Annotated in this window: 24 protein-coding genes; 14 read left to right on the top strand and 10 right to left on the bottom strand. The window is 70.5% G+C overall.

What is annotated here, in order from left to right:
- Window position 1 precedes the first annotated feature (1 nt).
- Genes aat through U5K29_13275 form a run of 3 tightly spaced genes read left to right on the top strand, consistent with a single transcriptional unit; the run spans window position 2 to window position 3,467 of the window.
- A complete protein-coding gene (aat, locus tag U5K29_13265) occupies window positions 2–676 on the top strand; it encodes a leucyl/phenylalanyl-tRNA--protein transferase (GenBank protein MDZ7679505.1) in 675 nt (224 codons plus the stop codon).
- 32 nt (window positions 677–708) lie between these two features.
- Entirely contained in the window at window positions 709–2,658 is a 1,950-nt protein-coding gene (locus U5K29_13270) for a protein meaA (GenBank protein MDZ7679506.1), read from the top strand.
- Between the two features lie 44 nt (window positions 2,659–2,702).
- Entirely contained in the window at window positions 2,703–3,467 is a 765-nt protein-coding gene (locus U5K29_13275) for a diguanylate cyclase (GenBank protein MDZ7679507.1), read from the top strand.
- 7 nt (window positions 3,468–3,474) lie between these two features.
- Here the strand turns inward: U5K29_13275 and U5K29_13280 are convergent, their stop codons facing one another.
- The gene (locus tag U5K29_13280) at window positions 3,475–4,185 is read right to left on the bottom strand and encodes a patatin-like phospholipase family protein (protein ID MDZ7679508.1); all 711 of its coding nucleotides are present in this window, start codon (window positions 4,183–4,185) and stop codon (window positions 3,475–3,477) included.
- 245 nt (window positions 4,186–4,430) lie between these two features.
- Entirely contained in the window at window positions 4,431–5,204 is a 774-nt protein-coding gene (locus U5K29_13285) for an aldo/keto reductase (protein ID MDZ7679509.1), read from the bottom strand.
- Between the two features lie 117 nt (window positions 5,205–5,321).
- Here U5K29_13285 and U5K29_13290 point away from each other — a divergent pair, with 117 nt between their 5' ends.
- Genes U5K29_13290 through U5K29_13305 form a run of 4 tightly spaced genes read left to right on the top strand, consistent with a single transcriptional unit; the run spans window position 5,322 to window position 7,972 of the window.
- Window positions 5,322–5,729 (top strand): plastocyanin/azurin family copper-binding protein, encoded by a 408-nt coding sequence (locus U5K29_13290; protein ID MDZ7679510.1) that lies wholly within the window; start codon window positions 5,322–5,324, stop codon window positions 5,727–5,729.
- A gap of 4 nt (window positions 5,730–5,733) precedes the next feature.
- Entirely contained in the window at window positions 5,734–6,246 is a 513-nt protein-coding gene (locus tag U5K29_13295) for a sigma-70 family RNA polymerase sigma factor (protein ID MDZ7679511.1), read from the top strand.
- On the top strand, window positions 6,243–6,905 hold the full coding sequence (locus U5K29_13300; protein MDZ7679512.1) for a zf-HC2 domain-containing protein: 663 nt from the start codon (window positions 6,243–6,245) through the stop codon (window positions 6,903–6,905). The genes U5K29_13295 and U5K29_13300 overlap by 4 nt, the downstream gene beginning before the upstream one ends.
- 32 nt (window positions 6,906–6,937) lie before the next feature.
- Window positions 6,938–7,972: a hypothetical protein gene (locus U5K29_13305; GenBank protein MDZ7679513.1), complete on the top strand. Its 1,035-nt coding sequence runs from the start codon at window positions 6,938–6,940 to the stop codon at window positions 7,970–7,972.
- Between the two features lie 57 nt (window positions 7,973–8,029).
- On the opposite strand, the gene U5K29_13310 is transcribed toward U5K29_13305, so the two are convergent.
- Complete coding sequence (locus U5K29_13310) at window positions 8,030–9,190, bottom strand: AAA family ATPase (protein ID MDZ7679514.1); 1,161 nt, start codon at window positions 9,188–9,190, stop codon at window positions 8,030–8,032.
- Window positions 9,191–9,341: 151 nt separating this feature from the next.
- Here U5K29_13310 and U5K29_13315 point away from each other — a divergent pair, with 151 nt between their 5' ends.
- The gene (locus tag U5K29_13315; protein MDZ7679515.1) at window positions 9,342–10,556 is read left to right on the top strand and encodes an acetyl-CoA C-acyltransferase; all 1,215 of its coding nucleotides are present in this window, start codon (window positions 9,342–9,344) and stop codon (window positions 10,554–10,556) included.
- A gap of 16 nt (window positions 10,557–10,572) precedes the next feature.
- On the opposite strand, the gene U5K29_13320 is transcribed toward U5K29_13315, so the two are convergent.
- Window positions 10,573–11,391 (bottom strand): thioesterase family protein, encoded by an 819-nt coding sequence (locus U5K29_13320; protein ID MDZ7679516.1) that lies wholly within the window; start codon window positions 11,389–11,391, stop codon window positions 10,573–10,575.
- Window positions 11,392–11,465: 74 nt separating this feature from the next.
- On the opposite strand from U5K29_13320, the gene U5K29_13325 reads away from it, so the two are divergent.
- Window positions 11,466–12,317 carry a PAC2 family protein gene (locus tag U5K29_13325; protein MDZ7679517.1) on the top strand — a complete coding sequence of 284 codons (852 nt, stop codon included), beginning with the start codon at window positions 11,466–11,468 and terminating at the stop codon, window positions 12,315–12,317.
- 9 nt (window positions 12,318–12,326) lie between these two features.
- Here the strand turns inward: U5K29_13325 and U5K29_13330 are convergent, their stop codons facing one another.
- The 3 genes from U5K29_13330 to U5K29_13340 are packed head-to-tail and all read right to left on the bottom strand — an operon-like array spanning window position 12,327 to window position 16,738.
- Window positions 12,327–13,028: an NUDIX hydrolase N-terminal domain-containing protein gene (locus U5K29_13330; protein ID MDZ7679518.1), complete on the bottom strand. Its 702-nt coding sequence runs from the start codon at window positions 13,026–13,028 to the stop codon at window positions 12,327–12,329.
- A 35-nt stretch (window positions 13,029–13,063) separates the two neighbouring features.
- The gene (locus U5K29_13335; GenBank protein ID MDZ7679519.1) at window positions 13,064–15,358 is read right to left on the bottom strand and encodes a [protein-PII] uridylyltransferase; all 2,295 of its coding nucleotides are present in this window, start codon (window positions 15,356–15,358) and stop codon (window positions 13,064–13,066) included.
- Window positions 15,359–15,364: 6 nt separating this feature from the next.
- Window positions 15,365–16,738, bottom strand: coding sequence for an FAD-dependent oxidoreductase (locus tag U5K29_13340; GenBank protein MDZ7679520.1), 1,374 nt, complete (start codon window positions 16,736–16,738; stop codon window positions 15,365–15,367).
- Window positions 16,739–16,814: 76 nt separating this feature from the next.
- On the opposite strand from U5K29_13340, the gene U5K29_13345 reads away from it, so the two are divergent.
- Window positions 16,815–16,997, top strand: coding sequence for a hypothetical protein (locus U5K29_13345; protein ID MDZ7679521.1), 183 nt, complete (start codon window positions 16,815–16,817; stop codon window positions 16,995–16,997).
- A 3-nt stretch (window positions 16,998–17,000) separates the two neighbouring features.
- Here U5K29_13345 and U5K29_13350 read toward each other — a convergent pair whose 3' ends face one another.
- From U5K29_13350 to U5K29_13360, 3 genes are read right to left on the bottom strand one after another with little or no spacing between them, the layout of a single operon-like run.
- Window positions 17,001–17,486: a hypothetical protein gene (locus U5K29_13350; GenBank protein MDZ7679522.1), complete on the bottom strand. Its 486-nt coding sequence runs from the start codon at window positions 17,484–17,486 to the stop codon at window positions 17,001–17,003.
- Complete coding sequence (gene larE, locus U5K29_13355) at window positions 17,483–18,310, bottom strand: ATP-dependent sacrificial sulfur transferase LarE (GenBank protein ID MDZ7679523.1); 828 nt, start codon at window positions 18,308–18,310, stop codon at window positions 17,483–17,485. The genes U5K29_13350 and larE overlap by 4 nt, the downstream gene beginning before the upstream one ends.
- Window positions 18,300–19,016, bottom strand: coding sequence for an alanyl-tRNA editing protein (locus tag U5K29_13360; protein MDZ7679524.1), 717 nt, complete (start codon window positions 19,014–19,016; stop codon window positions 18,300–18,302). The genes larE and U5K29_13360 overlap by 11 nt, the downstream gene beginning before the upstream one ends.
- Before the next feature lie 391 nt (window positions 19,017–19,407).
- On the opposite strand from U5K29_13360, the gene U5K29_13365 reads away from it, so the two are divergent.
- The 4 genes from U5K29_13365 to U5K29_13380 form a co-directional block, all read left to right on the top strand.
- Window positions 19,408–19,557 carry a hypothetical protein gene (locus tag U5K29_13365; protein MDZ7679525.1) on the top strand — a complete coding sequence of 50 codons (150 nt, stop codon included), beginning with the start codon at window positions 19,408–19,410 and terminating at the stop codon, window positions 19,555–19,557.
- A gap of 409 nt (window positions 19,558–19,966) precedes the next feature.
- Window positions 19,967–20,440 (top strand): hypothetical protein, encoded by a 474-nt coding sequence (locus U5K29_13370; GenBank protein ID MDZ7679526.1) that lies wholly within the window; start codon window positions 19,967–19,969, stop codon window positions 20,438–20,440.
- 86 nt (window positions 20,441–20,526) lie between these two features.
- Window positions 20,527–22,257 (top strand): hypothetical protein, encoded by a 1,731-nt coding sequence (locus tag U5K29_13375; GenBank protein MDZ7679527.1) that lies wholly within the window; start codon window positions 20,527–20,529, stop codon window positions 22,255–22,257.
- A gap of 77 nt (window positions 22,258–22,334) precedes the next feature.
- On the top strand, window positions 22,335–23,821 hold a 1,487-nt coding region (locus U5K29_13380; GenBank protein ID MDZ7679528.1), incomplete at its 3' end, for a sigma-70 family RNA polymerase sigma factor.

Genomic DNA, 23,821 nt, shown 5'->3' on the forward strand with positions numbered 1-23,821 from the left:
CTTGCCGACGGAACCGCCCCCCACGGTCTGGGGGTTCCCGCCCGTCGAGGGTGCCGACTCCGACGGACTGGTCGGGGTCGGAGCCGATCTCGAACCCGGCACCCTGCTCGCCGCCTATCGCCAGGGGTTGTTCCCGATGCCGTTGGGGCGCGACGGGCCGATCGGCTGGTGGTCACCGGACCCGAGGGGCGTGCTGCCCCTCGACGGCCTGCGGGTGAGCCAGTCGTTGCGCCGGTCGTGTCGTCGCTTCGAGGTGCGGGTCGACACCGCGTTCGACTCGGTGGTCGCCGCCTGCGCCTCTCCGGACCGTCCCCACGGCTGGATCACCCCCGAGATCGAGCTGGCCTATCTGCGACTCCACGACCTGGGCTGGGCCCACAGCGTGGAGACCTGGTCCCGCGACGACGAGCTGGTGGGGGGCCTCTACGGGGTGGCGGTGGGCGGGCTGTTCGCCGGCGAGTCGATGTTCCACCGGGCCCGTGACGCCTCCAAGGTCGCGCTGGTCCACCTGGTCGAGTCCCTGGACGCCGACGACCACCGCCGGGGCCGGCTGCTGGACGTGCAGTGGTCGACCCCGCACCTGGCCAGCCTCGGGGTGATCGAGATGCCACGCGCCCAGTACCTGGAGCGCCTCGCGACCGCCGTCGAGCTCCCCCTGCCCACCCTCTTCACGTGACAGGACCCCGCGACAGAACGGACAATGGTGACATGAGCCCTGACCGCCCGTGGTTGATGCGGACCTACTCGGGACACTCCAGTGCCCGCGCGTCCAACGAGCTGTACCGGAACAACCTGGCCAAGGGCCAGACCGGCCTGTCGATCGCCTTCGACCTGCCCACCCAGACCGGCTACGACCCCGACGCGCCCGAGGCTGCGGGCGAGGTCGGCAAGGTCGGTGTCCCGGTGTCGCACATCGGCCACATGGAGCAGCTCCTCGACGGCATCCCGGTGGGCGAGATGAACACGTCGATGACGATCAACGCCACCGCCCCCTGGCTGCTCGGGCTCTACGTGGCCAACGCCGAGAACCAGGGTGTCGAGTCGGCCGCGCTGCGGGGCACGACCCAGAACGACATCGTCAAGGAGTACCTGAGCCGGGGCACCTACATCTACCCGCCGTTGCCCAGCCGGCGACTCATCGTCGACATGGTGGCGTTCTGCGCCGAGTGGATCCCCTCCTGGAACCCGATGAACGTCTGCAGCTACCACCTGCAGGAGGCGGGGGCGACGCCGGTCCAGGAGATCGCCTACTCGCTGGCCACGGCGGTCGACGTGCTCGACGCGGTGCGCGAGTCGGGTCAGGTCCCCGAGGACCGGTTCGCCCAGGTCTGTGGCTCGATCAGCTTCTTTGTGAACTCGGGTATCCGGTTTGTGGAGGAGACCTGCAAGATGCGGGCCTTCACCGAGATGTGGGACCGCCTGCTGCTCGACCGCTACGGGGTGACCGACCCCAAGATGCGCCGGTTCCGGTACGGGGTGCAGGTCAACAGCCTCGGGCTCACCGAGGCCCAACCCGAGAACAACGTGCAGCGAATCGTGCTCGAGGCGCTCGGCGTCACCCTGTCGAAGAACGCCAGGGCCCGGTCGCTGCAGCTGCCCGCGTGGAACGAGGCACTGGGACTGCCCCGCCCCTGGGACCAGCAGTGGTCGCTGCGCATCCAGCAGGTGCTCGCCTACGAGACCGACCTGCTGGAGCACGACGACATCTTCGAGGGGTCCCACGTCATCGAGGCCAAGACCGCCGAGCTTCACGAGGCGGCCAAGGCCGAGCTCGACGACGTGCTCGAGATGGGCGGAGCCTTCGAGGCGATCGACGAGCTGAAGGGCAGGCTGGTCGCCTCCCACGCCGACCGTGTGCATCGCATCGAGAGCGGTGATCTGCCGATCGTCGGGGTGAACTGCTTCACCGAGACCGAGGCGTCGCCCCTGGGCGGCGAGGAGTCGATCCTGCGGGTCGATCCCGACGTGCAGGCGAAGACGATCGCCGAGGTGGCCGAGTGGCGCTCCACCCGCGACAACGACGCGGTGAAGCGGTCGCTCGACGAGCTGCGCCGGGTGGCCGAGTCGGGCGGCAACATCATGGCGCCCACGATCGATCTGGCCCATGCCGGTGGCACCACCGGCGAGTGGGCGGGAGCCCTGCGTGAGGTGTTCGGCGAGTACCGGGCCCCAACAGGGGTCGCCGCGGCAGCGGGAAGGGGAGGCATGAGCGACGGGTTGCGAGCGGTGGCCGACCGGGTGCGCGACCTGCCCGGGGGTCCACCCCGGTTCCTGGTGGCCAAGCCGGGGCTCGACGGCCACTCCAACGGGGCCGAGCAGATCGCTGTCGCTGCCCGCGACGCCGGCATGGAGGTCATCTACCAGGGCATCCGCCTGGTCCCCGAGCAGATCGCGGCGGTGGCACGGGACGAGGACGTCGACGTGATCGGCCTGTCGATCCTGTCGGGGAGCCACCTGGAGCTGATCCCCGAAGTGGTCCGCCTGGTGCGCGAGCAGGGGGTCGAGGCCCCGATCGTGGTGGGCGGGATCATCCCCGAGGCCGACCGCCCGACCCTGATGGGCCAAGGGGTGGCCGCGGTGTACACCCCGAAGGACTTCGAGCTGGCCTCGATCATGTCCGACGTGGTGGATCTGGTGGAGGCGGCCCGGAAGTCTTGACCCGGGACTCTTGATCTTGGCGCTGCCGCGCCGATGGAGTGGCAGTGATCGATCGTCGTGCGCTCGTTGCCCTTCTCGGCGCCGCTCTGGGTGTCACCGGTGCGGTGGTCGCCGTGTGGTGGACCCCTGTGGCTGCCCTCGCCGCCGCGCTCGGGGCACTGCTGGCGGCTGGTGTGGCCCTGTCAGCCCCTGCGACCCGGGCGACGGCCCCCGCTGAGCAGGCCGCGCCGGCCACTGCCCCCTCGGCCGCTAGCCCCTCGACCACGGCATCGGTGACCGCCGATGACGAGCACCCCGCACCCGGGCTGAACCAACCCGTCACCACCAACGGCTCGCCCTCCTCGCCCCTGCTGATCGACCCCGAGACCGGCCTGTTCAGCGAGGACTACTTCGACGTGGCCATCGAGGCCCGGATCGCTGCCGCCCGGCGGCACCTGCGTCCGGTCGGGGTGGTGGTGCTCGAGGTGGTCGAAGGTCTGCGCACCGGACAGGTCGAACAGGCCGATCCCAAGCGGGTGGCCGAGGCGATCCAGGAGACGTTGCGGGAGGCCGACACCTCCTGTCGGCGCGGCGACGGCCGGTTCGCCCTCCTGCTCGAGGACACACCCGAGAACGGGGCCATCTGGACCGTCGAGCGGATCCGCCGCTTCCTGGCCGAGCGCGATCCCAGCCTGACCATGCGGGCAGGGGTGGCCTGCTACCCGGCCCACGGGTTCACCAGCGAGAGCCTGATCGCCCTCGCCGGCACCGCTCTCGACGCCGCTCGCGAGTGGCACCAGGACCGCATCGAGGTCGCCATCGGCGAGTAGTGCTCGTTCAGGACTGCCAGAGCGAGGTGAGCCGTTCGGCTTCGACGTCGGCGATGCCGAGCCCCGGCAGGTCGCCCTTCATGCACGACACGACCACCACCTGGTCGTGGCCGGAGGCGAGGTCGGCGTTCAACGGGCTCCGCATGCCGCCGTCGATGTAGCGGGCGTCGCCGATCGTGATCGGCGGGAAGATGCCGGGGACGCAACAGCTCGATGCGACCGCGAGCTGCAGGTCGACACCGGACGCCTGATCCCACACGACGAATGCTCCGGTCGTGGCGTCCACGGCGGTGCACGAGAACGATGCGGGCCACCCGGCGTCGGCGAACGCCGAGAACAGCTCGATGAAGCGCTCCTCGGGCCCGACGCCTTGTTCGAGCGCGAACTGACCGAGCTTGGCCCTGGCCTCCTCGGGGGGACCGTCCCATTCGGCGACGAGCGCCATCGTCTCCGTCAGCTCGGCGAGTCGGTCCTCCATCGTCGCGCCGGGCGAGTCGCCTCCGCCCGATCGGAGCCCCGGCTCGTCCCGCCGTTGGACCGCCTCGTGCAGGTCGTGGCCGAGGGCCAGCTGGGCCCCGACGTTGGACCCGGCCGAGGTGCCGATGACTGCATCGGCCTCCTCGAGCTCGACGCCGTGGCCGGCCAGACCCACCACCAGTCCGGCTTCCCATGCGATCCCGACCGGACCGCCGCCTCCCAGAACGAGTGCGCGCGACATGCCCGCAGACTACCGGTGGGCCAACGGCCGCCATCGACCCGCAGCCCCGCCACCGTGGGCGTCCCTCGGCTCCTGGGACCCGTGATCCTCGGCTCCTGGAAATCGCGCGGATCTGTCGCGCTGGCCGCGACGGATCCGCGCAATTTCGGTTGGCGGCCGCGTGGAGGAGTCGAGGCGTGGGATGGTCGGGCTACCCGGCCGGTCGGTGGGGCTGCTCGGTCGGTGGGGCTGCTCGGTCGGTGGGGCTAGTCGGTCGCTCGCACCTCGGAGATGCGGGACATCTCGTCGTCGCTGAGCTCGAAGTCGAACACGTCGAAGTTCTGGGCCCGCCGGTCGGGGTTCGACGAGCGCGGGATGGGCGACACCTTGTCCTGTTGCAACAGCCAGCGCAGCGCCACCTGGTAGGGCGACTTGCCGTGGGCCGCTCCGATCTCGGCCAGAACCGGGTCGTGGATCCCCTGGCCACGCAGCGGCGAGTAGGCGGTGATCATCACGTCGCGCTCGGCGGCGATGCCGAGCAGGGTGTTCTGGGTGCGACCCGGCTGGTAGGGCACCTGGTCGGCGAGGATGGGGGCCAGTTCCATCGCCTCGAGCAGCAGTGGCCCCCGGAAGTTGCTGACCCCCAGGTGACGGACCTTGCCCGCGTCCTTGGCGGCGGTCATCGCCTCCAGGGTCTCGCCGAGGGGCACCTCGTCGGTGGGCCAGTGGATGAGCAACAGGTCGACGTGGTCGGTGCCGAGCCGGCGGAGGCTGGCGTCGACGGCCGGTCCGACCTTGTCGCCGGCGAGCGTCTCGCCCACGATCTTGGTGGTGAGGAAGATCTCGTCGCGGGGCACCCCGCTGGCCGCGATCCCCTCGCCCACCTCGCGCTCGTTGCCGTAGGCCTGCGCGGTGTCGATCTGGCGGTAGCCGAGCTCGAGCGCGTGACGCACACCCTCGCGTGCCTCGTCGCCACTCAACTGCCAGGTGCCGAACCCCAACGCCGGAATCTGTTCGCCTTGCACCTCGATGTCGTTCACATGAGGACCATAGAACCTCGCCGCCCGATGAGCGCGACGATCGGTTCCAGCGCGATGAACCGGTGGGGGCACCGGCTCCGTAGTAGGGGACGAACCGCGATGAGGAGGAACCGCTCGATGTCCACCCGTCTGTTCGCCATCGCCGTCGTGCTGGTGCTGGCGCTCACCGCCTGCGGAAACGATGACGACGAGACCGAGCCCGCGGCGACCGACCCTCCGGCCGGTGCCGAGGAGAACGGGCCCGACGAGGCCGAGTCCACACCGTCGGAGGGGGGTGCGGAGGTGGACGCCACCGGCGGCTTCCAGTTCGAGCCTGCCACCGTCGAGATCGAGGCGGGCGAGAGCGTCACCTGGACCAACAGCGGCGGTGTGCGCCACACCGTGACCTCCACGAGCGACTCGATGGACTTCGACGAGCCGCTCGGTAGCGACGACTCGGTCACGGTCACCTTCGACGAGCCCGGCACCTATGACTACGAGTGCACCATCCATCCGGGCATGACCGGCACCGTCGTGGTCTCCTAGTCGGGTGGACGACGCCGGGTTCGACGAAGCGGTGCGCACGCTGCACGACGAGCACGCGCCCGCGCTGCTCGCCTGGGCCCGTCGACGCACCCGCGATCCTCGTGAGGCCGAGGAGATCGTGCAGGAGACCCTGGTGCGGGCCTGGCGCAAGCACGATCAGTACGACCCCGATCGGGGCTCGGAGCGAGCGTGGCTGTTCGGCATCGCCCGCAACGTGGCCACCGACCTGCACCGCCGCAACGCCCGGCACCTCAGCGCCGTCCCCGCCGACAAGATCGACCTCACCGCCGACAGCCCCGACATGGACCGCGTGGTGGAGGCGTCGCTGGTCCACGACGCGCTCAACGCCTTGTCGGTGGACCACCGGGCCGTGCTGATCGAGATCTACTACCGCGGCCACTCGGTCCACGAAGCCGCGACCAGGCTCGGCATCCCCGACGGCACCGTGAAGTCGCGGACCTACCACGCGCTGCGGTCGTTGCGGACCGAGCTGGAGAGCAGGGAGGTGCTGGGATGAGTGACCACGACCGCTACCGGGACCTCACCGCGGCCTATGTCCTCGGAGCGCTCGACCCCGGCGAGCGCACCGAGCTGCATGAGCACCTCCAGGCCTGCGAGCGCTGCCAGGCCGATGTGATCGACTTCGCTCCCCTTCCCGCTCTGCTCGGCTCGATCGAGGTGGACGACCTGGTGGAGCCCCCCACGCCCCATCTGGCCGATGCCGTCGTCGCCGAGGCCCGCGGCGAGCTGGAGCGCATCAGGGCCAGCCGTCGCCGATGGCGGACGATCGCCGCCGCGCTCGCCGGCGCCGCGGTCGTTGCCGTGGCCCTCGGTGTGGCGGCGATGGTGCTCGACCTCGACTCGGGGACCGAGCCCGAGCGTGACCGGATCGAGCTGGCGTTCGAGGCCGTCGCCGACACCACCGGCGACGTCGTGGTCGACGAGCGCGGCTGGGGAACCTATGTGCACCTGTCGTTCGAGGGGCTCCCCGAACGTGACCTCTACCGCCTCTGGGCCGTCGACCAGGCCGGCACCTGGCACGAGGCGGGGTCGTGGCTGCCGACCCCGGACCGCAGCGCCACCCTCGGCGGGTCGACCCACCTGCGTCCGGCGGAGATCGCGGTGCTGGTCGTCACCTCCGGCGACCGCGACGACGAGCTCGGCCGCGCGTCCTGACCGGACGCCGTCGTCGGGTAGGATCCTCCGCCATGGTTCGGCGCTGGTTGGCCCTCCTGGCGGCGGCGTTGCTCCTGCTCGTCGCCTGCACCGACGACACGAGCGGTGACGACGACGCTGACGGCGTCGCGGCCACCACGTCGTCCACCGCCGCGCCGCCGGAGACGACGACCGAGACGACGGCCGACGACGAGTACGACTTCGATCCGGGTTCCGGCGACCGGTCGAGCACGCATCGGGTGGTCGAGTCGCCCGAACCGGAGGTCACGGTCCTCGACGCGGGTGCGGAGCCTCGCCGCGAGCTCCGTCTCGTGTTCGTGCCTGGATCCGAGCAGTCGCTGACGATGCAGATGATGATGGCTCAGCAGCTGTTCGTGGACGGCGCGCCGGTCAACCCCGAGGTCGAGCTCACCTACACCTTCGACATCGCATCGAGGGTGGTCGAGGTCGACGACGGCTCGGCCACCGTCGAGATGACCTACACCGACTTCGACCTGGTCGATCAGGGGCCCATGGGTCCGGCCGAGGTCGCCCAGTTCGAGCGCACCATGGACGGGTTCATGGGTCTGTCGTTCTTCGTCACGACCAACGACCGCGGGGCGACCCTGCGGGTCGAGATCCCTCGAGACTTTCCCGCCACCGGGGTAGGCGGCGTCGACGACATGCTCCAGGAGTTCGACACCCCCTCGGTCCCTCTTCCGGTCGAGGCGGTGGGTGTCGGTGCCCGCTGGCAGGTCGAGCACGCGCCGGCCCCACTGAGCGACCTGCCGATGCCGACGGTCACCGAGGTCGAGCTGCTGGAGCTGCACGACGACCACGTCGTCATGCGCAACACCGCGGTGACCGCGATCGAGCCGTCGACGATCGACACGCCTCAGGGCAGCGTCGAGTTCCTCGACGGTGAGATCACCAACCGCGGCACCCTCACCTGGTTCTTCGACTCGGTCAACCCCGCCAGCGACATCGCCGGTGAGGGGGTCATGAGCTTCGTCGAGACGATGGGTAGCCAACAGGTCGAGGCCGAGCTGCACCAACGCATGCAGGTCACCTCCACGGTCCACGACTGACCGACCGAGCGCCGCGTCGGTGCACGGTCCCAGCCATCGCCGCGACAGGAGAAGGGATCACTCCGCGTTGCGGCGTAGGAAGTCGTCGAAGAGCGGCACGGTGAAGGCGGTATCCCCATGAGCTGGGCTGTAGATCATGCCCTTCCTGATGAGTGCCGACCGGCGGGGAGCGACCGACTCGACCTTCACAGCGAGCTCGGCCGCAATGTCGCCCGAGCGGTGCGGGCCCGGCCCGAGGTTCGCCATCGCCCGTAGGTAGTGCTTCTCGGCCGGAGTGAGGCGCTCCATGCGCACATGAAAGAAGTTCTCGTCGAGTGTCGCAGTGACCTCAGTTCGGACAGCCTCGACATCAGCAGCGGTAACTGTCGGCCCTGGGGCGGCGTTCCAGACGTGGTGGCCCCACTCCTGGAGGAAGTAGGGATAGCCCCGGGACTCGGCAAGGATCAGGTCAAGGGCATCATCGGTGTAATCGACACCAAGCTCGTCTGCCGGGACGGCGAGCACCGCCTTTGCGTCCTCGGCGGGCAGCGCCCCGATGGTCGGGAATTCGAACAGGCGCTCTGCGTAGGACTTCGCTTCGCCAGCAAGGCCGGGCAGCTGGGGTAGGCCAGCGCCGACGAGCACCACGGGCAGGTTGAGCTGGGTGGTCCGGTGAATCGCTGTGATCAGCGCACCAAGCTCGTCGCGGGCGAGGTACTGGACCTCATCGACAGCGAGAAGCAGCCCCGTGTCGTGCTGGGCGACGGCTTCCCCGGTTGCGACGAGAACGTCGGTGAGGTCCTCGGACAGCAGACCCGAGTCGCCGTGTCCGGCGAGCGGGTCAATGCCCAGCTGGATCGACACTCCGTCCGGGAGCGTCATCGTGAACGAACGCAGTACGGCCAGTGCCTTGTTCACCGCGGCTCGAGCCTGCCCCGTGGACATGCTGAGCAGGATCTTCCGGAGGCGTACTGCGAGCAGTCGAGCAAACCCCTCCGTCTCGGGAGCCTCCATGAACGCGACGGTGACGCCCTCCTGTTCGGCGATCTCAGCAAACCGGTTCAGCAGCACCGTCTTGCCGACGCCACGCAGACCGACGGGCATGTACGACTTGCCGGGACGATCGGTCATTGCTCGACGGAGTGCAATACCAAAGCCGTCGATGAGCTGGTCGCGACCCAGGAGCGCGGGTGGCCTGGTGCCTGCGCCGGGCCGGTATGGGTTGTCCAGACGGTCCATGGACCGATATTACTTCGTCTTATCGTTCTTACCATGCTGCACGATAAGGTCTGTTGAGTTCGAGCTGACCGACCGAGCGCCGCGTCGATCTCGCTCGCGTGCCCCAGATCTGCAACGATCCTGCTGGTACACCAACTCAGGGGGAGCAACCATGCCCGAGCAGAACGAAGCCGTCATCGTCGCCGCGACCCGTAGCCCGATCGGTCGGGCCAACAAGGGGTCACTGGTCGACAAGCGGGCCGACGAGATGATGGGCGAGATCCTCAACGCCTTGATGGACAAGGTTCCACAGGTTCCGAAGGAGGACGTCCAGGACATCCTCTGCGGCAACGTCGCTCAGGCGGGCGAGACCGGGTTCAACATCGCCCGCACCGCCAGCATCCTCGCCGGCTGGCCCCACTCGGTCCCGGGCCACACGGTGCAGCGCTTCTGCGCCTCGTCGTTGCAGGCGATCAGCTCGGCGGCCAACTCGGTCAAGGTCGGCGAGGGCGACATCTATGTCGCCTGCGGGGTCGAGAAGACGAGCCGCCCGCCGGCGCCCGAGGGCGAGCAGGGCGGCGGAGGAGGCGGTGGCGGCGGTGGCCGCGGCATCGGTCCCGGTGGGTTGAACCCGAAGCTGTTGCCGAACAACGACGAGGGCTTCCCCTTCGTCTACATCCCCATGGGGCTCACCGCCGAGAACGTGGCCGAGAAGTTCGGGGTCACCCGCGAGGACATGGATGCCTTCGCGGCGCTGTCCCAGCAGCGGGCGGTGGCCGCCCAGGAGAACGGAATCTTCGACTGGGAGATCACCCCGGTCACCAAGGACGACGGCACCGTGGTCACCAAGGACGACGGTCCCCGCCCCGGCAGCACCGCCGAGAAGCTGGCCGAGCTGAAGCCGTCGTTCAAGGAGGACGGGGTGGTCACCGCGGGCAACGCCTGCCCGCTCAACGACGGCGCCGCCGCGGTCATGGTGATGAGCCGGGCCAAGGCCGACGAGCTGGGACTCAAGCCGCTGGCCCGCATCGTGGCCACCGCCTACTCGGGCAACAATCCCGAGATCATGGGCGTGGCCCCGATCGATGCCATCAACAAGGTGTTGGCCCTGACGGGCATGTCGATCGGCGACATCGACTACGTGGAGCTCAACGAGGCGTTCGCCGCCCAGGTGCTCCCGGTGTGCGAGCACACCGGGATCGACATCGAGCGCCAGCTCAACCCCCACGGCGGTGCGATCGCGCTCGGTCACCCGTTCGGCATGACCGGTGCTCGCATCATGACCACGCTCCTCAACGACCTGCAGACCGAGGACGGCCAGTTCGGCATGGAGACCATGTGCGCCGCCGGCGGCATGGCCATGGCCACCATCATCGAGCGTCTCTAGGTCGCGACCGCTCGGCTCACCGCCGCCACCGCAGCAGCGCCTCTTGGGTGACGGTGGCGGCGAGCACACCGTCGCGAGTCCAGATCTGGCCCCGCGACAACCCGCGGGCCCGGCCGACGACGACCGGCTCGAGCCGGTAGAAGAGCCAGTCGTCGGCCCGGGCCGGCTGGTGGAACCAGATGCAGTGGTCGAGGCTGGCGGTCATCATCGACTCACGCCAGGCGTCGCCCTCGGGGCCGCCGATCGCCCGTCGGGCCGCGCCGAGTGGCCCGGTGTCGGACAGGAACGTGATGGCACAGGCGTGCACGAGCGGGTCGTCGGGCATGGGGTCGACGATGCGCACCCACCGGGAGCGGGCCTCGTCGAGATCGCCGGGGACATCGACCGGGCGGCTGTCGAGGTGCCGGTGGTGGGATCCCCGCCGCGAGCGGTCGGGTTCGACCGAGTCGGGGTCGGGCACCGCCGCGAGCGGTGACGGCGGCTGGAACACGCCGCCGTCTTCGTCGGCGTGGAACGAGGCGTCGAGGTTCAACACCGCTTCGCCGTGCTGGGTCGCCACCACACGACGGGTGGTGAACGACGAGCCGTCGCGGATGCGGTCGACGGTGAACACGACCGGGGTGCCGAACCGACCGGGTCGCAGGAAGTAGGCGTGCAACGAGTTCACCAGGTGCTCGGCCTCGACGGTGGCGCCGGCGGCCCGCAACGCCTGGCTGGCGACCTGGCCACCGAACAACCGACCCTCGCGCTCGCCCGGATCTGGTCCGCGGAACAGGTCGCGGTCGATCCGTTCCAGGTCGAGGACTGAGGTGAGGTCGTCGGTGGTGCCAGCCATGTCTGCGACAGCCTAGACATCGGCGTCGCCTGCTCCATCGGGGCGGCGCACCCCAGCCGGTACCGTGGGTGCGCATGGAGCACCTCGTCTGGCACGACCGCCCGCCGCTCGCCCGACCCGTGCTGATCGCCGCCTTCGAAGGCTGGAGCGACGCGGGCGACGCGGCCACCTCCGCGGTCGAGTTCCTGGCCGACCAGTGGGACGCCAGGCCGGTCGCCTCGATCGACGCCGAGGAGTTCTTCGACTTCACCGCCACCCGGCCACGGGTCGAGGTCGACGGGGCCGGTCAGCGCCAGATCATCTGGCCGACCAACGAGGTCAGTGCCGTGTCGGTGCCCGGCCCCGACACCGATGTGTTGTTGATGCTCGGCACCGAGCCCCAGCTGCGCTGGAAGACGTTCTGCCGTCAGGTCACCGATGTGGCCGCGGCCCTCGACGTGAGCATGGTGGTCACCCTCGGCGCCCTGCTGGCCGAGGTACCCCACACGCGGCCGACCTCGGTGATGGGCAGCACCACCGATCCTGGGCTGGCCGAACGGTTCGGCCTGCGGGCGTCGCGCTACCAGGGCCCCACCGGCATCACCGGCGTGCTCCACTGGGCCTGCCGCGACGCCGGGGTCCCCTCGGCCTCGGTCTGGGCGGCCGTGCCGTCCTATGTGCCGGGCGCTCCCTCGCCCAAGGCCGCCTTGGCGCTGGTGCTGCGAGTGGGAGCCATGCTCGATTCCTCCCCCGAGATCGGCGACCTGGAGCTGGCCTCGCTCTCCTACGAGCAGCAGCTCGACGAGCTGGTCCGCGAGGACGAGGAGACCATGGCCTATGTCACCCAGCTCGAGGAACGCTTCGACGACGAGGACGACGACTTCCCCACCGGGGTGTCGCTGGTCGAGGAGGTCGAGCGCTTCCTGCGCGACCAGCGCGGCGACTGAGCTCGATCCCTACTCGTGGCCCCACCAGGGAGATGAGCGTGGCTGGTCGAAGTGGGGACGAACCGCCTCGCCGCGGATGGCGCTGAACGCCAGGTCCCAGGTCTCCTTGTTGGCGGCGAGGGGTTCGGGCAGCTCGTCCTGGGCGAACCACCCGACGTCGTCGGTCTCGAGCGGGTGCGGCGACAGTGCTCCGCCGGTCGCGGTGCAGTGGAACAGCAACGAGTACAGCGGCACGCGGGTGAAGCCGAGCCGGAGCCCGTCGAGCACGCCGATGAGCGAGTGCACCTCGCACTCGATGCCGGTCTCCTCCAGCACCTCCTTCTGGGCGACCTCTGCAGGTGAGTATCCGATGTCGGCCCACCCGGTCGGGTAGAGCCACACGCCCGAGTCGGACCGCTTGATCAGCAGGATCTCGCCCGCGTCGTTGCCGACCACCGCCCCGATGGCCACCTTGGGGGTCTGGTACCCGGCGACGCCGTGGCCGACCGAGGCGATCCACTCGTGGACGAGGGTGTCGGCCTCGAAGTGGCTCCCCGCGGCCACCCGCATGTCGGCGGCGACCGACAACACCTCCTCGTAGCGCTCACGCTCGTAGAGGCTGTCGCTGAAGGCCAATCCGGTGCGGGCGATGCCGGCCAGGGCCTCGCTCCAGCGGACCAGGTCGTGGGGCGTGCACGACCCCCAGGTGGCCGGCGTGCCCTCGTCATCCATGGTTCGAGACTACCGACGCCCCGCGGCCCACGCGCTCAGGTGCGGGTGTCGAGCGCAGTGGTGATGGCCGCTTCGAGGCGGGCCAGCTCCGCGGGGTCGGTCACCTTCGCGCCATCGGCATCGAGCAGGTAGAACGAGTCGACGACCTCGTGCCCGAGGGTCTGGATCCGGGCGCTGCGGATGTCGTGTCCGAGCTCGGCCAGGGCGCTGGTGATGCGGTAGAGCACGCCTCGCTGCTCGGGGGTGTGGACCTCGACGACGGTGGCGACCTCGGAGATCTCGTTGTCGACGATGACCCGGGTGGGCTTGACGTGAGCGGCGCGCCGCTTGGTCGTCCTGGTGGTGCGGGCCCGCTGGGCCAGCTCGCCGGCGATGGCGAGGCGTCCGTCGAGGGCCGACTCGACGGCGACGAAGATGGCGTCCCAGTCGACCGGGACGGTGGGATCCGATGCCACCCGGAACTGGGCGATGGCCCGTCCCCGGTCGGACCAGGCCGAGGCGGCGAGCACGGTCGCCCCCTGCAGCGCGAGCGCTCCCGCCACCCGGCTGAACAGACCCGGGATGTCGGCGTCGACCACGGTGATGGTGTCGTCGTCGACCACGATGTGGCGCCCGCCCGACTCCATGAGGTCGCGGTCGGAGCCGGTGGGGAACCCCGGGGGGAGGATGTCGGCCAGGTCTCCCCCGGCGAGGAGATGGGCCGAGCGGGCGACCAGGGTGCGCACGAGCCCCGCCTTCCAGTCACCCCATGCCGCGGGGCCGGTGGCCAGCGAGTCGGCCTCGGTGAGGGCATCGAGCAGCCGCAGGACCCGCAGCGACCCGGCGGCCTCGGCGACGAGGGTCAAGGTGCCCTCGTCGGCCAGGTCGCGACGGGTGGCGACGTCGGGCAAGAGCAGGTGGTGGCGCACCATCTGCACCAGCATCTCGATGTCGTCGGAGGTGAAGCCCATGCGGGTGCCGATCGTGCGCACCATCTCGATCCCGACCTCGGTGTGGTCGCCGGGCCTGCCCTTGCCGATGTCGTGGAGCAGGGTCCCGACGACGAGCAGGTCGGGGCGGTCGACGCGGTCGGTGAGCGTCGAGGCGTTGACGGCCGCTTCGAGGAGGTGACGGTCGACGGTGAAGCGGTGGTAGGCGTTGCGTTGGGGCTTGCAGTGCACGCTGGTCCACTCGGGGATGATCCGGGCCCAGAGCCCGTGGTGGTCGAGCAGTTCGACGACCGGGATCGCCCCGCGGCCGGCCAGCAGCAGTTCGACGAACCGTTCACGCGCCTCGGTGGGCCAGGGCTCGGGCAGCGGAGGGACCTCGGCGAGCGTGTCGATCGATGCCCGGTCGATGGTGGTGCCATGCGAGGTCGCGGTCGCCGCGGCCCGAAGGGGAAGGACCGGGTCGGTCAGGTCGGCATCGGGGGTGACGGTGACCTCGCCGTCGCGCACGACCAGGCCGCCGCCGATCCAGCGGTCGCGGCTCACGAGTCGCCCGAGCGGGCCGGTGAGCGACGAGTCGATCCGCCTCCAGGTCTCGTCGCTGCGCCAGGCGATCGCCCGGGCGGCGGTGGCCACCGCGCGCATCAGGTCGTCGGCGTCGTCGTAGCCGAGGGCGGCGGCCACTCCGTCCTGTTCCTCGAGCAGGAGCCGGTCGCCCGGTCGGCCGGTGCGCCGGTGCAGCTCGACCCGCACCGACAACAGGGTGGCGTAGTGCTCGACGAGGGCGTCGTCGTCGCCTTCGAGCAGCACGCTGCGCGCCGCCTGGGCCCAGCGCAGGGCGTGCACGTCTCGCAGCCCGCCCCGACCCTCCTTCAGGTCGGGTTCGAGGAGGAACGCCACCTCGCCCGCCCGCTCGTGGCGCTGGCGGACCGACTCGGAGAGCTCGCCCAGCCAGCGCTTGGCCCGCTTCCGCCACCGTTCGAGCGCCGTGTCGCGCAGCCGGTCGGTGAGCGACTCGTCGCCCGCGAGGTGGCGGCAGTCGAGCAGCGAGGTGGCGGTGTCGAGGTCGCTGTCGGCCAGGCGCACCGCCTCGCCGACGGTGCGCACCGCGTGGCCGAGCTTCTGGCCGCTGTCCCAGATGGGGTACCAGAGCCGCTCGGCGATCTCGGTGATGTCGTCGCGGCCGTCGTGCAACAGCACCAGGTCGAGGTCGCTGCTGGGGCTGAGCTCGCCCCGGCCGTATCCACCGGTGGCGACGAGGGAGATCCTCTCGGGGACCGCCTCTCCGATCGCCCCGGCGAACAGCCCGGCCAGCCACCGGTCGGCGGTGTCGCTCAGCGCCCGGCAGAGGTCGGCACCGGCGACGTCGGGATCGGCGATGAGACGGTCGCGGTCATCGCGCACGACGGCTCAGGACCCGGTGTCGGGACCCGATGAGCGGGCGTCGTCGACGGCACGCTCGGCGACCCTGGCCGCGACGGCGATGGCGTCCCACACCCCGGAGAACGGAGGCGCGTAGGACAGGTCGAGGTCGACGACCTCGGTGACGGACATGCCCGCGGTGATGGCGGTGGCGGCGGTGTCGATGCGCTTGGCCGAGCCGTCGCCACCGACGATCTGGGTTCCGAGGAGCCGCCCGGTCTCGCGCTCGGCCACCATCTTGACGGTCATGGGACGGCTTCCGGGGAAGTAGCTGGCCTTGGAGTGGGTGTCGACGCTGACGGCGACGGTGCCGAAGCCGGCGTCGGCGGCCTCGACCTCGGTGAGGCCGGTGCGGGCGATCTCGGTGTCGCAGATGCGGGTGATGGCGGTGCCGACCACGCCGGGGAAGGTGGCGTAGCCGCCGCCGAGGTTCACTCCCGCCACCCGTCCGGCCTTGTTGGCCACCGTGCCGAGGGCCACGTGCACCGGTTGGCGGCTCACCAGGTGGAAGGTGTCGGCACAGTCGCCGGCCGCCCACACGCCGTCGATGCTGGTGCGCTGGCGGCGATCGACCTGGATGGCGCCTCTGGCGCCGGCCTCGACCCCGGCCTCGACCGCCAGACCGGCGTTGGGGGTGACCCCGATGCCGAGCAGGATGAGGTCGGCGGCGATGGTGGTGTCGCCGGCGACGACGGCGCCGGGTTCGAAGCCCGAGACCTCTTGGCCGAGTCGGACCGTGATGCCGCGGCGTTCGAGCTCGGGGACGATCAGGTCGGCCATGTCGCGGTCGAGGGTGCGCATGACCTGGGGCGCGGCGTCGATGAGGGTGACCTCGGCTCCCCACATGAGGAACGCCTCGGCCATCTCGAGGCCGATGTAGCCGCCGCCGACCACCGCGACCCTCCGGCACTTGCGGGTGCGGGCCAGGTCGAGCAGCTCCTTGGCGTCGTCGAGAGTCTGCACCCCCCGCACGTTGTCGAGGTCGATCCCCGGCAGCGGGGGGCGGATGGGCCGGGCCCCGGTGGCGACCACCAGTTGGTCGTAGCCGATCTCGATGGTGCGACGGTGCTCGTGGTCGCGCACCTCGACCCGGCCGCGGTCGAGGTCGATCCCCATGGCCTCGTGGCGCATGCGGACGTCGATGCGCAACCGGTCGCGGAACTCCTGGGGTGTGCGCATGACGAGGTCGTCGAGCGATTCGACGGCGCCGCTGACCACATAGGGGATGCCGCAGGCCGCGTAGCTGGTCCAGTCGCCCTTCTCGAGCACGACGATCTCGAGGTCGGGTCGGCCGCGGCGCGCCTGCGATGCCGCCGACATCCCTGCCGCGTCTCCTCCGATCACCACGATGCGCTCAGCCATGCCCGGGATGGTACCGCCCGGATCGCCCCTGGCCCTGGCCCTGTGCCGGGGCGAGCCGAGCTGGCAGACTGGCGCGATGGCCGTGCGCGAGGACTGTCGGCACTACTCGACCCGCACCACCGCCGACGGCGTGGTGCAGCGCTGCCGCGTCGACGCCAACGAGGACATGCCCTTCGCCTGTCCCGAGCACTGCCTGTTCTTCGAACCCCGGTCGCTGGGCGACAGTGGCTGGCAGCGGTTCGATCAGGGCGAGCGCTGAGGTTCAGCGGCGACCTTCGGCGCGCCGCCGCGCCAGGTGCACATAGGCCTTGGCCGCGCCCCATGCCATCCCCGGTTCGTGCAGGCGGGGGTCGACGTCGGCGAAGTTGGCGGGAGCAAGTCCGTAGTGGTCGTTGGGCATGAGCCGTTCGTCGACCTCGTCGCGGACGATCCCCGGCACTCCGGCTGCCTCGAGCACCCGGGTGGGGAAGCGGACCGCGTCGCGCAGCACCGACAGGGGCGGCACGCGCTGGTCGTCGATGTCGAGCCGCAGCAGCTCGATGATCTGTGGGCCGACCTCGGCCTGCGCCTGCTCGCCGGCGGCCTCGGCCTCGTGCCGGATCTCGGCGGGGACCTCGCCGGACCACTGGATCATGCGAGCTTCGACACAGCCGACGACCCATCCCGGCAGCGCGTCGACGATGCCCGCCGCCAGCTCGTCGGCGTAGCGGGCCAGCGCCGCTTCGGGGTCGTCGTCGTCGCTGCTCACCGCTCGAGGGCGGCGTTGAGGTTTCCCGAGCGCAGCCCTTCGAGGTCGACGGTGACGTAGCGGTACCCCGCGGCCTTCACCGCGGCCACCACGTCGGCGCGATGGGCCACCATGCGGTCGAGCGTGTCGACGGGTACCTCGATGCGGGCGGTGTCGTCGTAGTGGCGGACCCGCAGCTCGTCGAACCCGAGGCGACCGAGGGCGGATTCGGCCCGTTCGACCCGGCTCAGCACCGACACCGAGACCGAAGTGCCGTAGGGGATGCGCGACGCCAGGCACGCCGCGGCGGGCTTGTCCCAGGTGCGCAGGCCCAGCGACCGGGAGGCCTCGCGGACCATGGTCTTGGTGAACCCGGCGTCGACGAGGGGGAACACCGCTCCCGCCTCGGCCGCGGCTCGTTGCCCCGGCCGGTGGTCGCCGAGGTCGTCGACGTTGACGCCGAGGGCGACGGTGGATCCGGCCTCGACGGCGATCGGGGCCACGGCACGCATCAGGGCGTCCTTGCACCAGAAGCAGCGGTCGCCGTCGTTGCGACGGTAGGCGATCTGGTCCATCTCGTCGGTCTCGACCTGGAGGTGAGGTAGGCCCCACTCGGCGGCCAGGGCGACGCACTCGTCGCGCTCGTCGGCGGGCAGCGATGGCGACACGGCGGTGACGGCGACGGTTCGTCGCGGGCCGAGGGTGTCGAGGGCCATGTAGGAGAGGAACGCCGAGTCGGCTCCCCCGCTGAAGGCGACGTGGAGCCGTTCGTGGCCCGCGAGCACCGCGGCCAGCCGGTCGGTCGCCGCGGCCAGATCGGCGGCGGCGACGAGCTCAGGCTGCATCGCCGACCTCGATCCGCAGCCGCTTGTTGCCCTTGCCCTTCGACTCGGTCTTGGTGACCCGGACGGCGCCGACCTCACCGGTGGAGCGCACGTGGGTGCCGCCGTCGGCCTGCTTGTCGAGGCCCACGATGTCGACGATGCGGATCTCGGTGACCGAGTCGGGGATGAGGCTCACCTTGGTGCGGATCAGGTCGTCGTCGAGGACGGCCTCGTCGCGGGGCAAGAAGGTGACCTCGATGGGACGGTCGGCGATGATCTCGTCGTTGACCAGGCGCTGGACCTGGTCCTTGAACCCCTCGGGCAGGGGGTCGAACTCGAAGTCCATCCGGGCGGCGAGCGGTTCCATGTTGGCGCCGGTGACCGGCACGTTCCACTGCTTCCAGATCACTCCGCAGAGGATGTGCAGGGCGGTGTGGGTGCGCATGAGCTTGTGACGGCGGTCCCAGTCGATCTCGCCGTGGATCGTGTCGCCCACCGACGGCAGGCCTGCGCCCTCGCCGACGCTGTGCCACACGGTGTCGCCCTCCTTGACCACGTCGGTGACCCCGAGCAGGCCGAGCATGCCGGTGTCGTGGGGCTGGCCGCCGCTGGTGTAGTAGAAGGCGGTGCGGTCGAGGGCGACGCGGTTGGCATCGGGATCGACGTCGGTCACGGTGGCGTCGAACTCGCGCAGGTAGGCGTCGCGGAGGAACAGCAGGTCGGTCATCGCCGCCATTCTGCCCGCTGTGCGCCCGCCACTACACCTCGTGGTTGGGCGGTGGTACTCGACAGACCCCGAGAGCCGGACGAGAACGCGGCAAAAGGGCAAGACCTCAGCGCAGCGCAAAGGTGCAGACGAACTCGTCATCGCGGGGCCATGGGCGCCGCCGCCTGTCCGCTCCGAGCTGGTCGTTCAGCGCTAGCATCGCCCGGTTATCGCCGTCCACAAACGAGGTCACCCGAGCGAATCCCCGGTCCCGAGCCCATCGGAGCACTTGTTCCTTGGTGGCGCTCCCCAGGCCCTTGCGCCTGTGATCAGTCGCTACCGCAAGGACGCTGCTCCATACCCACCCTTCCTTCGGGTAGTCGGTGTACCACGTGGCGATCGTGACCAGCTCGTGCTCGATCCATCCGCCTATGGCGAAGTGATCGTCTCTAGTCCCGATCGCGTCGGCAACCTCGTTTCGAATCGCGTCCTCGACGTCAAGTGCCCACGGCTCACCGACCGCCGCGCACCGAAACCGACGCAGCTGGTCTCGGTGCTCTGACCCGAGAGGGTGAAACTCTAGCTGGGTCAGCAGTGTTGCCGGGGCCGCCACACCGGCAGGTCGTCGGCCTCGATCTCCTTGAGGAGGGCCTCGTCGTCCGCGGACAGGTCGGTCGGAGGGTAGGAACTGAACCTGGTTGGCCGGTTGCGACATTCCACGCGATCTAGCCTCAGTTGGATCGCGTCAAGACTGTGCGAACCTACTGATCGTACGGCGGTGATAACTCGGTTGGCTATCCGCGCCGCTTCGCTGCGCTTGCTGAAACCTGGATGGTGAGAGCCGGACACAGCCATATCCACACCTTGGATTCTGGCGTAGTGAATTGCGGTTGTACAGCACCTTGACCGAGTGTTTGGGTTTGTCACGCCACTACACCTCGTGGCCGCGTCGGGTGGGAGAGACTGGTGGGATGGCCGCCGATGGTGACGCCGACCGGAACGAGATCCCGCTCGCCTATGACCGGCTCGGCAGCCGGCTCGTCGCCATCGGGCCGCACGAGGTCGACCACGACCTGAGCGGCGGGAGACCGATCCGGCTCGGCCGGTTCGACCTCGGCTACGGCATGCTGGGCAGCCGCCTGGAACGCATCGGTGACCTCACCCTCTCCTACGACCACGCCGGCAGCCGGCTCCGGAGGGTGGGCGAGTGGACGCTCGACTACGACCGGTGGGGCAGCAGGCTCCGGCGGATCGGCGACCACGAGATCGGGTACCGGAGGCTCGGGTCACGTGCCCACCGGATCGGCGACCTGACGATCAGGCACGGGTTCGCGGGGTCGCGTCCCGAGGGCATCCGGTCCCCGCGCTCCGAGCTGAGCGAGGACGAGGTCATCGTCGTGTTCGTGGTGCTCCAGCTCCAGGAGCGATCGAAGCCGAGCGACTGACCGGCCGAGGGGGCTGTTCCAGGGTTTTCTGCAAGGACCGGGCTCCTTCGCGCTCTCACTCGTGAGCACCCGAAGGAGGAGTCCCGATGGACCGTCACCCACGAGTCATCGTCAGCCTGTTCGCCGCGATCGCCGTGCTGGCCGTGAGCTTCGGCACCGGCATCGCCCTCGGTGCCGGCGGTGGAGGCGACACCCCGGATCGAGCGGCGCCGGTCGACGCGGCGCCAACGCCGACGACGGTCGGATCCGCCCCATCGACATCCGAGGGGCCGATCTCCGACCCAGCACCCGAGCCGGCCGACGAGCCGGCACCTGAACCGACACCTGAACCGACACCCGAGCCGACGCCTGAACCCGCACCGGTGCCTGAACCCGCACCGGTGCCCGAAACGATCCCCGGGCCGATGCCCGAGCCGGTGCCCGAACCGACACTCGACCCCGACGGCGGCGGGACCACGACCTCGGCGTTCAGCCACGAGCTGGAGATGACCGTGCACCCCTACCTCACCCGGGCCGACCATCCCGACCTGCGGTGCGATCCCGGGTTCCTCACCCCCGATGCGCTCCCGCTGGTCGTCACGACCAGCCGTCCCATCACGACCGGCCACATCACCGTCGGCCCCACCACCGAGAGCGACGGGGTGGTCCTGCGCCACCAGATCTCTTCGACCGAGGAGCAGCGGGCCGGCTGGACCCTGGGGGTCGCCCTGTCGGGCGAGGAGCCGCCGGCCGGTCTCGAGCGGGGAGTCCATCACTGCGCCCGCATCCCCCACGACCTGGGTGGGGGGCACGGACGGCTGGTGGAGGGCTCGGTCGTCACCCTCGAGATCGAGGTGGTCGACCTCGACCTGAACCGCACCACCCGCCGGCACTCCTTCGTGGTCCGAGACCTCGACGACGTTCCGAGCGACCCTCCCCCGATCGAGCTCGAACCGATGGGCTGGAACACCCTCGAGGTCCAGGTGCCGAGGAAGGCTCCCGATCCCGGGACGACCCGGCGCACCATCGTGTTCGCTGAGCGGGCTCCCGACGATCGCTCGACGACGTCGTGTCCCGGGTATCCGCCCTTCGACACCTACGACCCCGGCGACTCGTCGCGGGCCGAGCCTCGACCGATCGACACCGATGTCATCGCCGATCCCGACTACGACTACCACCGTGGGTTCGACCACGAGGAGGTGTGGCAGCTGTCGCTGCGCGAGGGCGAGCCCCAGGACGTCTGCGTCTACTGGTGGGACGGCGGCGACGTCGAGCGCGAGGCCTGGCGGGTGACCCCGCCGAACCAGCTGCGGGTGCGGGCCCGGGTCGCACACGTCGAGGACCACGTGGGCCGAGGGCTGGAGACCGGCGACTTCGGGGTCCACCCCGTCGGCTTCGAGGGGTGCCGGGACGAGTCGCTGCCCTGGGGCGACGTGGACGGCGACGAGTGGTCGCCGCCGAGCGGTGCCTGGATCTGCGACAGCGACGGTCGCCCGCTGCGGCCCGACACGGTCGCCCTCGAGGTCGTTCCCGAGCGGCTCGACTACCACCTCGACCCGGTGCGGGTCCCGCTGGTCGAGCCCGGAGGCGATCCGGTGCGGCTCCGTGGCTGCATCGGCCTGGCCGGCTTGGCCCGCCACTGTCCCGAGCGCACGATCCAGCGCACCGTCGACCTCGAGGTCGTGTCCGGGCTCTGCGGAGGCACCGGTGGCTGCAGCCCGCCGACCGAGACCTGGTTCCGGGTCACCGTCGAGTTCGACCTCTACGACGGGCCGAGCAGCGCCGGCGCCGAACCCACGGCGTGGGGGGACATGACCCTCGTCGAGTCGACCTGGTGACCGCAGCGGAAGGAGCACCATGTCGTGTCTGCACCCGACGGACCGCCGGAACCTAGCGTGGGGGTTCGGTCCAGACCATGAACGAGGACGACACCGAGCTCGCCGTGGCGGCCGCGGCCGGAGACCGGGATGCGCTGGCAGGCATCTACGACCGGTATGCGGACCGCATCCACGACTTCGCCACCTCGATGCTGCGGGATGCGGACGAGGCCGCCGACGTCACCTCCGAGACGTTCCTGCGGGCGTTCGAGCGGTTGGGCCAGCTTCGAGATCCCGCGAAGCTCAAGTCCTGGCTGTTCGCGGTCGCCCGTCACGAGGCTCTGGCCCGGATCCGGGCCCGCCAGCGCACCACCCCGACCGAGGAGGTGGGTGAGGTGCCGGCGCCCGATGCCGAGGCCGAGCTCACCTCGGTCGAGCGTGCCGACGACGAGCAGGAGCTGCGCCGGCTGGTGTGGGAGGCCGCCGACGGTCTGAACGAGCGCGACCGGACGGTGCTCGAGCTCCACGTCCGCCAGGGGCTCGTGGGCCAGGAGCTGGCCGACGCGATCGGCGACACCGAGAACGGCGCCAACGTGGCGCTGCACCGGACCCGGGCCCGGTTCGAGCGTGCGGTCGGTGCGCTGCTGGTGGCCAGGCGGGGTCGCCGGGACTGCCCGGAGCTGGCGAAGCTGCTCTCGGACTGGGACGGCACCTTCGACACCCTGGTGCGCAAGCGGGTGGCCCGCCACGTCGAACGGTGCGAGGTGTGCGACCGGCGGCGCAAGGCGCTGGTCAGTCCGTTCGCGCTGATGGCGTCGGCCGCGGTGGCCCCGGCCCCGGCGGGGCTGCGCGATCAGGTGCTCGAGCGGGTCGAGCACATCTCCCACGTCGCGCGGCTCCCGCGGGGCTGGCGCCGCGACGGGTTCCCGCCGCCGATGCCCGGCAACCGCCGGAGCCGGCGAGCCGCGGTCGCGGCGACGGTGACCGCGCTGGTGGTCCTCTTCGCGGCCGGGGTCGTCACCGGCGTCCTCGTGGAGTTCGGCGACGAGGACGAGCTCCCACCGGTGGCCACGTCGACGTCCACCACCGTGGCGCCGACCACCACTGCCCCCACGACGACCACCGAGCCCACGACGACCACCACGACGACCGAGCCCCCCAGCACGACGACCGAACCGACCACCACGACGACCGACCCTCCCCCGCAGACGACCACCACCACCACTGTTGCCGACACCCAGGAGCCGACCATCGGGGAGGTGACGGCGGACCCGCAACAGATCTGGGAGGACGGTGGCCCCGCGGTGTGTGACGGCATGCCCCGCACCTCCGCCGTCGAGGTCGCCGTCACCGACGACAGCGGGGTCGAGTCGGTCACCCTCACCTGGCAGGTGGGCGGCGAGGCGGCGACGGTGCCGATGCAACCGTCCGGAGGGTCGTGGACCGCGACGGTCGGGCCGGTGTCCGACGACACCATCCCCTTCGGTTCGACCGAGCCCGTGGGCCTGGTCGTGCACGCGGTCGACGGTGCAGGCAACGACTCCACCCAACAAGGAGACTCGGGGACCCTGCTGCTCAACGACTG

Source organism: Acidimicrobiales bacterium (genome assembly GCA_034521975.1).
In the GTDB taxonomy this organism is placed as follows: Bacteria; Actinomycetota; Acidimicrobiia; order Acidimicrobiales; family SKKL01; genus SKKL01.